The 8,668-nt window shown below is 73.0% G+C and carries 9 protein-coding genes; 2 read left to right on the top strand and 7 right to left on the bottom strand.

From position 1 onward, the window contains the following. Positions 1-84: 84 nt before the first annotated feature. The 6 genes from AB0Q99_RS33650 to AB0Q99_RS33625 all read right to left on the bottom strand — a co-directional run bounded on the left by AB0Q99_RS33650 (position 85) and on the right by AB0Q99_RS33625 (position 6,009). Positions 85-315, bottom strand: a complete 231-nt coding sequence (locus AB0Q99_RS33650) for a hypothetical protein (protein ID WP_363577956.1) — start codon at positions 313-315, stop codon at positions 85-87. Between the two features lie 263 nt (positions 316-578). Continuing rightward, on the bottom strand, positions 579-980 hold the full coding sequence (locus AB0Q99_RS33645) for a DUF3099 domain-containing protein (protein ID WP_363577954.1): 402 nt from the start codon (positions 978-980) through the stop codon (positions 579-581). 163 nt (positions 981-1,143) lie between these two features. Next, positions 1,144-1,692 (bottom strand): RNA 2'-phosphotransferase, encoded by a 549-nt coding sequence (locus tag AB0Q99_RS33640; protein ID WP_363577964.1) that lies wholly within the window; start codon positions 1,690-1,692, stop codon positions 1,144-1,146. 31 nt (positions 1,693-1,723) lie between these two features. Then, positions 1,724-3,121, bottom strand: coding sequence for a metallopeptidase TldD-related protein (locus tag AB0Q99_RS33635; RefSeq protein ID WP_363577952.1), 1,398 nt, complete (start codon positions 3,119-3,121; stop codon positions 1,724-1,726). Beyond that, positions 3,121-4,674: a TldD/PmbA family protein gene (locus AB0Q99_RS33630; protein ID WP_363577962.1), complete on the bottom strand. Its 1,554-nt coding sequence runs from the start codon at positions 4,672-4,674 to the stop codon at positions 3,121-3,123. Before AB0Q99_RS33630 ends, AB0Q99_RS33635 begins: the two co-directional genes overlap by 1 nt. Before the next feature lie 189 nt (positions 4,675-4,863). Continuing rightward, the gene (locus tag AB0Q99_RS33625) at positions 4,864-6,009 is read right to left on the bottom strand and encodes an MBL fold metallo-hydrolase (RefSeq protein WP_363577950.1); all 1,146 of its coding nucleotides are present in this window, start codon (positions 6,007-6,009) and stop codon (positions 4,864-4,866) included. A gap of 314 nt (positions 6,010-6,323) precedes the next feature. Here AB0Q99_RS33625 and fabG point away from each other — a divergent pair, with 314 nt between their 5' ends. Beyond that, entirely contained in the window at positions 6,324-7,043 is a 720-nt protein-coding gene (gene fabG, locus AB0Q99_RS33620; RefSeq protein WP_363577948.1) for a 3-oxoacyl-[acyl-carrier-protein] reductase, read from the top strand. Positions 7,044-7,045: 2 nt separating this feature from the next. Next, a complete protein-coding gene (fabI, locus tag AB0Q99_RS33615) occupies positions 7,046-7,813 on the top strand; it encodes an enoyl-ACP reductase FabI (protein ID WP_363577946.1) in 768 nt (255 codons plus the stop codon). 79 nt (positions 7,814-7,892) lie between these two features. On the opposite strand, the gene AB0Q99_RS33610 is transcribed toward fabI, so the two are convergent. After that, positions 7,893-8,567, bottom strand: coding sequence for a FadR/GntR family transcriptional regulator (locus AB0Q99_RS33610; RefSeq protein WP_363577944.1), 675 nt, complete (start codon positions 8,565-8,567; stop codon positions 7,893-7,895). Between the last annotated feature and the right edge of the window lie 101 nt (positions 8,568-8,668).

The following is an 8,668-nucleotide window of genomic DNA, read 5'->3' as shown; positions in this document are numbered from 1 at the left end:
AGCCCCAACACTCTTCCCCCACCCTACTCTTTTCCGACCTGGTCAGAGCACCCCGGCTCGGCCGAGCCGGGGTGCTCTGACCGCTCAGGCCGGGGTGCCGGGCTCCTCGGGGGTCCAGTCGGCGAAGGCGACGACCTCCTTGAGGAAACCGCGCACACCGAGGAACTGGGACAGGTGCTCGCGGTGCCCGTCACAGGCGAGCCACGTCTTGCGGCGGTCCGGGGTGTGCAGCTTGGGGTTGTTCCACACCAGCACCCAGCCGGCGTCCGCCCGGCAGCCCTTGGCGGAGCAGCTCGGCGTCTGCGGGGTGTCCATCGGGCCGTCCTCAGCGATAGGCGGGAAGTCTGCACCGCCAGTCTGTCACGCTCGTCCGGGACGGCCGGATCCGGGCATGGCGACGCCGGGCAGCCACGGGGGGAGCCGCCCGGCGTCGGTCCGTCGCTCCGACGGGGGATGCGGAGCGCGTACGCAGTATGTCACGCCAAGACCCTCGGTTGGGGAGGTCTTGCATGATTAATCTGAGCTTCTTCTGAGCTTTCGTCCAGCGGGACCCGGGTGAACCGGGGTGAAACGGACGGTCAGTTCACGTCCTGTGAAGGATCGGTGGCAGCGGCCTTTGCCTCGCCTGTACCGGTGGTCGCACCGGCCCCGCCCGCCCCACCCCTCCCGCCCGTCCCGCCGGGGCCCAGCATCAGCGGGGTGTCCAGCGGGATGTCGAAGGTGCTCGGCAGGCCCGGGGCCCGCTCGCGGCCCGCGTTGGCGATCAGCACCGCGAAGTACGGCAGCAGGACGCCGCCCGCCAGAGCCGCGAACGCCAGCCAGCGCTGGACGTCCCACAGCACCACCGCGAGCAGCACGCAGACCGTCCGGAGCAGCATCGAGATGACGTAGCGGCGCTGGCGTCCCCGGACGTCCTCGCTGAGGCTGCTGCGCGCTCCCGTGATCCGGAAGACCTGCCCGTCACCGGCGCTCTTGCCCATGTGTCCTACCGCCCTCGTCACGCACCCGCGCGCCTGGCCGCGCGGCCTCCTCACGGTACGCCGGGGCGGTGGCGGCGACGAGACCGGGTGGGGCGGACGCACCCGGTCGGGTGCGCGAAGGGCCTGTCCGGCGGAGCGGACAGGCCCTTCGGGCGCTCCCGGGCTACGAGCGCCGGGAGAGGTACTGCGGGGGCACGGCGTCGGTGAGCCAGACGCCGTTCTCGCTGACCCGGAACTCGTGACCGGCCGTGGTCATCGCGGCCGCGTTCACCGTCAGCACCACCGGGCGGCCGTGCCGGGCGCCGACCCTGGTCGCCGTCTCGGTGTCGGCCGAGAGGTGGACGTCCCGGCGGGTCATCGGGCGCAGGCCCTCGCGGAAGATCGCCGCCAGGTGCCGGTCGGCGGTGCCGTGGTAGAGCACGTGCGGCGGGACGGCGGCGGCCAGACCGAGGTCGACCGCCACCGTGTGGCCCTGGTTGGCGCGGATCGAGAGGCCGTCCGCCGAGTAGCCGAAGCGGCGCTTGTTGTTGGTGGCCACCACGTGGTCCAGCTCGGCCCGGGTGAGCGGCCTGCCCTTCGCCGCGAGCGCGGCGAGCAGGTCGTCGACCCGGACCCAGCCGGCTCCGTCCAGCGTGATCCCCACCAGGCCGGGCTCGTGCCGCAGGATGCGCGACAGCATCTTGCTCGACCTGACCAGCCGTCTCTCGTCCATCATGTCTCTCGTATCCCCCGTCGGTCAGCGGCTAAGAGGCCTGGCTGACCGAACTCATGTTGAAGTCCGCGACACGCACGGGTGGCATCGCGGTGCGGGTGAAGTCGTCGCTCCACTCGCGGGGCAGGCAGCGTTCGGTGCGGCCCACCTCGGTGATCCGGCCGAGCAGGTCCACCGGGGACTCGTTGAACCGGAAGTTGTTGACCGCGCCGACGACCTCGCCGTTCTCCACCAGGTAGACGCCGTCCCGGGTGAGGCCGGTGAGCAGCAATGTCGCCGGGTCCACCTCGCGGATGTACCAGAGGCAGGTGAGCAGCAGGCCGCGCTCGGTCCGCGCGATCATCTCGTCCAGGGTCGGCGCCGACTCCTGGCCGGCCGACTCCAGGACGAGGTTGTCGACGGCCGGGCGCACCGGCAGCCCGGTGAGGCCGGCCGAGTGGCGGCTGGTGACCAGCTCGTTCAGCACGCCCTCGCGGATCCAGTCGGTGGCGGTGATCGGCTCGCCGTTGTCGAAGACCGAGTCGTCCCCGCCGGTGGCGTGGGTGAGCACGAACGGCGGCGCCTGGAGGCCCGGCTCCTGCGGGTCGGAGCGCAGCGTCAGCGGCAGGCCGCTGAGCTTGTCGCCGATCCGGGTGCCGCCGCCGGGCTTGGAGAAGACCGTCCTGCCCTCGTGGGCGTCCCGGCCGCCGGAGGACCAGCTGAGGTAGACCATCAGGTCGGCGACGGCCGAGGGCGGCAGCAGCGTCTCGTAGCGGCCGGCCGGCAGGTCCACCTTGCGGGCACCCCAGCCGAGGCGCTTGGTCAGCTCGGTGTGCAGGGCGGCGACGTCGACGTCGGTGAAGTCCCGGGTGGCGGCGCCGACCCAGGCCGAGCCGGACAGGTCGGCGGTCTTGGCGTTGAACTCGACCATGCCGGTGGGCTGGTCGTGGCGCAGCCGCAGGCCGGTGGAGCTGCCCAGGTAGCTGGAGGTCAACTCGTGGCGGGCGAAGCCGTACAGCAGCTCGCCCCGGGCGGCGGCACGGGCGAAGGCCTCGCCGAGGGCCGGGCCGAAGGCGTCGAAGACCGCGATCGAGGTCTCCGCGGGCGGCTCGGTGAAGTCCGGCGAGACCGGCCGGTCGGCGACCAGGGGCTGGGCGTCCTCGGCCGGGCCGGCCGCGCGGGCGGCCGCCTCGGCGGCCCGCACCAGGTCCTCGACCTCCGCCGGGACGACGGCCTCGCGGGAGACCACGCCGGACGCGGTGCCCTCGGCCCCGGCCACGGTGGCGATCACGGTCAGCCGACGGCCGCGGGTGACGCCGTTGGTGGTCAGGGCGTTGCCGGCCCAGCGCAGGTTCGCGGTGGAGTCCTCGTCGGCGATCACCACGCAGCCGTCGGCGCGGGAGAGGCCGAGCGCCAGCTCGACGAGTTCGTGGGGCTGCATCGCGGTCATCAGTGACCCGCCTCCTGCTGGGTGTTGAGCACGTTGACGTTCCGGAACAGCGCGGACGGGCAGCCGTGGCTGACCGCCGCGATCTGGCCGGGCTGCGCCTTGCCGCAGTTGAAGGCGCCGCCGAGGACGTAGGTCTGCGGGCCGCCGACCGCCGCCATCGAGCCCCAGAAGTCGGTGGTGGTGGCCTGGTAGGCGAAGTCCTTGACCTGGCCCGCGAGTTCGCCGTTCTTGATGGCGTAGGCGCGCTGCCCGGTGAACTGGAAGTTGTAGCGCTGCATGTCGATCGACCAGGAGCGGTCGCCGACGATGTACAGGCCGTTCTCCACACCGGCGAACAGGCCCTCGGTGTCCGGGCCGTCGGCGGCGGGCCGGAGCGAGACGTTGGCCATCCGCTGCACCGGGACGTGCGCCGGGGAGTCCGCGAAGGCGCAGCCGTTGGAGCGCTCGAAGCCCTTCAACTTGGCCATGCCGCGGTCCAGTTGGTAGCCGACCAGGACGCCGTCCCGGACCAGGTCCCAGGACTGGGTGGCGACGCCCTCGTCGTCGTAGCCGATCGTGGACAGGCCGTGCTCGGCGGTGCGGTCGCCGGTGACGTGCATCAGCTCGGAGCCGTACCGGAGCGTGCCGAGCCGGTCGAAGGTGGCGAAGGAGGTGCCGGCGTAGGCGGCCTCGTAGCCGAGCGCGCGGTCCAGCTCGGTGGCGTGGCCGATCGACTCGTGGATGGTCAGCCACAGGTTGGACGGGTCGATGACCAGGTCGTACCGGCCGGCCTCGACGCTCGGGGCCTTCATCTTCTCGGCCAGCAGGACCGGCAGCTCGGCGAGTTCGGCGTCCCAGTCCCAGCCGGTGCCGGTCAGGTACTCGAAGCCGCGGCCGACCGGCGGGGCCAGCGTGCGCATCGAGTCGAAGGCGCCGGTGCGCTCGTCCACCGAGGTGGCCGTCAGCGTGGGGTGCAGCCGGATCCGCTGCTGGGTGGTCACGGTGCCCGCGGTGTCCGCGTAGAACTTGTTCTCCTGGACGGTCAGCAGGCTCGCCTGGACGTGCGAGACCCCGTCGGCGGCCAGCAGCCGCGAGCTCCACCCGGCGAGCAGCGCCGTCTTCTCCGCGTCCGGCACCTCGAACGGGTTGACCTCGTACGAGGAGACCCAGGTGACGTCCCGGTGCACCGGCTCCTCGGCCAGCTCGACGCGCTCCGCGGATCCGGCGGCCCGACTGATCCCGCCGGACAGCCGGGCCACCGCGACGGCCTGCTCGGCGACCTGCGCCGCCGCGGCGGTGGTGAGGTCGACCCCGGCGGCGAAGCCCCAGGCGCCGTCGAGCAGCACCCGGACGGCGAAGCCCAGCTGCACGCTGTCGGAGGTGCCCGCCGGGCGGGCGTCGCGCAGCCGCCAGGAGGCGCTGCGGACCCGCTCCAGGCGGAAGTCGGCGTGCGAGGCGCCGAGTTCACGGGCCCGGGTGAGGGCGGCGTCGGCGAGGGAGCGCAGCGGGTAGGCGAGGAACAGCGGGTCGACGGCGCGCCCGTGCGGGGCGCCGGAGCGATCGGCCGGAGGGATCGGAGGCAATCGGGCTCCCAGGTTGCGGAGGGTGGCGGTGCGGGGCCACAGGGGCGCCCGCACCGCATCATTTCCCGTCCACCGGGTTTCCGGCCAGCGCATTTCGTCCGGCGCGCTGGGGAAGTCCTGGTGGGAGTCCTGGGGTGGGAGTCCTGGGGGGAGCCTGGGGGGAGTCCTGTTGGGGGGCCGTCAGCCGACGGACTCCCACCAGCCGTCGAGCTCCGGCGGGTTGTCGACGTCCACCCGCTCGCCGGGGCGCGGCACGGCCAGCGGGACGGCGCGCTCCTTGGCCTCCTTCACCAGCCGCTCGACCGGCTCCGCCCACGGGTGCAGGCCGAGGTTGAAGGTGCACCAGTGGACGGGCACCAGCAGGCCGCCCGAGAGGTCCCGGTGGGCGAGCACGGCGTCCTCGGGGGTCATGTGGATGTCCGCCCAGGCCACGTCGTAGGCGCCGATCTGGACCAGCGCGGCGTCGAACGGGCCGTGCTGCTCGCCGATCCGGGCGTAGCCCTCGAAGTAGCCGGAGTCGCCGGTGTAGAAGACCTTGCGGTTCGGGCCGCCGATCACCCAGGAGCCCCAGAGGGTGGTGTTGCGGGTCAGGCCGCGGCCGGAGAAGTGGTGTGCGGAGGTCAGGGTGAGCACCAGCTCGCCCAGGTTGCAGGTCTCGTCCCAGTCCAGCTCGATGATGCGGTGCTCCGGGACGCCCCAGCGGCGCAGGTGGGCGCCGATGCCGAGCGGCACCGCGAAGGGCGCGGACTGGCTGCGCACCAGGCGCTTGACGGTGGCCATGTCCAGGTGGTCGTAGTGGTCGTGGGAGATCAGCACCGCGTCGACCGGCGGCAGCTCCTCCAGCTCGACCGGCACCGGGTGCAGCCGCTTGGGGCCGAGGTGGGCGGCGGGGGAGCAGCGGTCGCTCCAGATCGGGTCGAGCAGCACCCGGAAGCCCTCGATCTCCACCAGCGCGGAGGCGTGCCCGTACCAGGTGATCTCCACGCCCTCGGCGGCCGGACCGGGCGGGGTGGCGGGGCGGACGGTCGGCACCGGGCGGGCGGGGACGCGGCCCTCGCGCTCGAAGAGCATCCGACGGGCGGTGGCGCCGTCGAAGCCCGGGGCCCCGGTGCTGCGGGCGAGGGTGGAGGGCGCGTTGTGGAAGACGCCGTCGCGGTACTGCGGGGAATTGCGCACCCGCTCCTCGCGCTCGCCGTCCGGCCGCCGGCCGAACGCCGCGGGCAGGTCGCGCAACGACCAGGCGGCCGCGCCGAGGCCGGCCGCCAGGGCGGTGAGGGCCAGCAGTCGTCCGCGTCGGTGGGTGCTCCCGAGCCGTGCCTTGGTCATCCGCTCTGCCTTCGTCGCTCGCCGGACATGGTCGGGGTGAACCGTACGGCAGGTCCACGCCCGGCCTCCACCACGGGGCAACGGGTGCGGTCGCCCGTGTTGTTCCCGCACAGTGGCCCCGATCCGGGCGCGGCCGGGGCCTGGGCGGTGCCGCTCGGCCGGGCGCGAGCGGCGGGGGCGGATTGTCGGATTGCGACAGTTCCTTCGGTGCGGCGCTGTGGGAGCCCGATGCGCCGCCACCGTCGACCGCCCGATAGCGTCACACTGCGTACGCATTCCGACGTACGCGCTCACATACGGAGAGAGGTGGATCGTTGAGCCGCTCGGTTCTCGTCACCGGAGGAAACCGGGGCATCGGCCTCGCGATCGCCCAGGCCTTCGCCGAGGCGGGCGACAAGGTCGCCATCACCAGCCGCTCGGGCGAGGTGCCCGAGGCCCTGGCGAAGTACGACGTCCTCGCGGTCCGCTGTGACATCACGGACACCGCGCAGGTCGACGCCGCCTTCACCGAGATCGAGCAGAAGCACGGCGCGGTCCAGGTGCTGGTCGCCAACGCGGGCATCACCAACGACACCCTGCTGCTGCGCATGTCGGAGGAGGACTTCACCTCCGTCGTGGACACCAACCTGACCGGCGCCTTCCGGGTGGTCAAGCGCGCTTCCAAGCTGATGATGCGCGCCAAGAAGGGCCGGGTCGTCCTGATCTCCTCCGTGGTGGGCCTGTCCGGCTCGCCGGGCCAGGCCAACTACGCCGCCTCCAAGGCCGGCCTGGTGGGCTTCGCCCGGTCGCTGGCGCGCGAACTCGGCCCGCGCAACATCACCGTCAACGTGGTCGCCCCCGGCTTCGTCGACACCGACATGACCGCCGTGCTCAGCGACGAGCGCCGCGCGGAGATCGTCGCGGACGTGCCGCTCGGCCGCTACGCGGCGCCCGCCGAGGTCGCCTCCACCGTGCGGTTCCTCGGGTCGGACGAGGCCGCGTACATCACCGGAGCCGTCATTCCCGTCGACGGCGGATTGGGCATGGGTCACTGATCATGAGTGGAATCCTCGAAGGCAAGCGGATCCTGATCACCGGCGTGCTGATGGAGTCCTCCATCGCCTTCCACACCGCCAGGCTCGCGCAGGAGCAGGGCGCGGAGATCATCCTCACCGCCTTCCCGCGCCCGAGCCTGACCGAGCGGATCGCCAAGAAGCTGCCGCACCCGGTCAAGGTGCTGTCGCTGGACGTCTCCAGCCCGGAGGACCTGGCGGGCATCGCCGACCAGGTCCGCGAGACCCTGCCGACCCTGGACGGCATCGTCCACTCGATCGGCTTCGCCCCGCAGGACGCGCTGGGCGGCAACTTCCTGGACACCCCGTGGGAGTCCGTGGCCACCGCGATGCACGTCTCGGCGTACTCGCTGAAGTCGCTGACCATGGCGCTGCTGCCGCTGATGCAGGACGGCGGCTCGGTGGTCGGCCTGACCTTCGACGCGCAGTACGCGTGGCCGCAGTACGACTGGATGGGCCCGGCCAAGGCCGCCCTGGAGTCGACCAACCGCTACCTGGCCCGCTACCTGGGCTCGCGGGACATCCGCTGCAACCTGATCTCGGCGGGCCCGATCGGTTCGATGGCCGCCAAGTCCATCCCGGGCTTCGGCGACCTGGCCGACACCTGGAACCACCGCTCCCCGCTGAAGTGGGACCTGAGCGACCCGGAGCCGGCCGGCCGCGGCGTCGTCGCGCTGCTGTCGGACTGGTTCCCGAAGACCACCGGCGAGATCGTCCACGTCGACGGCGGTCTGCACGCCATCGGCGCCTGACGCCCCGCCCGTACGCCGCTGCCCGGCACCCCTCCCGCAGGGGGTGCCGGGCAGCGGCGTTCCCGGCGCGCCGCGGGGCTCAGGCCTCGGCGGTCGCGCAGGCGCCGATGGCGCGGCCGGCCTCGACCGAGGCGCGCTGGGCGTCACCGGCCCGGATGGCGTCCAGGATGGTGTCGTGGCCGGTGAAGCGCTCGGCGATCAGCTCCGGGCCGACGTCGTGCCGCAGGTGCGCGCGGGTGACCTCGCCGAGGTCGGCGTAGACGGCGAGCAGCACGTCGTTGTGGGCGGCGGCGACCACGGCCTGGTGGAAGGCTGCGTCGGCCTGGATGAAGTCCTCGGCGTCGCCGGAGTGCCAGGCCGCGTCCCGGCGGGCCAGCGCGCCGTCCAGCAGCTCCAGGTCGCGCTCGGTGCGGCGCCGGGCGGCCAGGCCGGCCGCCGAGGTCTCCAGGGCCACCCGCAGCTCGGCGACCTGCGCCTGGTCGGCGTCGGCGAAGCGGCGGTGCATCACCCCGGCCAGCTCGCTGGTGGCCAGCACGTAGGTGCCGGAGCCCTGGCGGATGTCGAGCAGACCGTTGTGGGCGAGGGCGCGGACGGCCTCGCGCACGGTGTTGCGCGCGACGCCCAGCTGCTCGACCAAGGCGGCCTCGGTGGGGATGCGCGAGCCCACCGGCCACTCCCCGGAGGTGATCTGGGCGCGCAGCTGGGCGATCACCTGGTCGGACAGCGGGGTGCGCCTCGGCGAGGACAGCGCCACGGGGACTCCTTGCGACTACGGCTCGGGGCGGCCTGGGTGACAGGTGGCCGCCGGATGAACGGTCGGCACATCATGCCAATTCCAGGGTGCATCAATTCATC

This window comes from Kitasatospora sp. NPDC086791 (assembly GCF_040685975.1).
Lineage (GTDB): Bacteria > Actinomycetota > Actinomycetes > Streptomycetales > Streptomycetaceae > Kitasatospora.
Note: the sequence above shows the minus strand (reverse complement) of the source record. Positions and strands in the feature narration are given on the sequence as shown.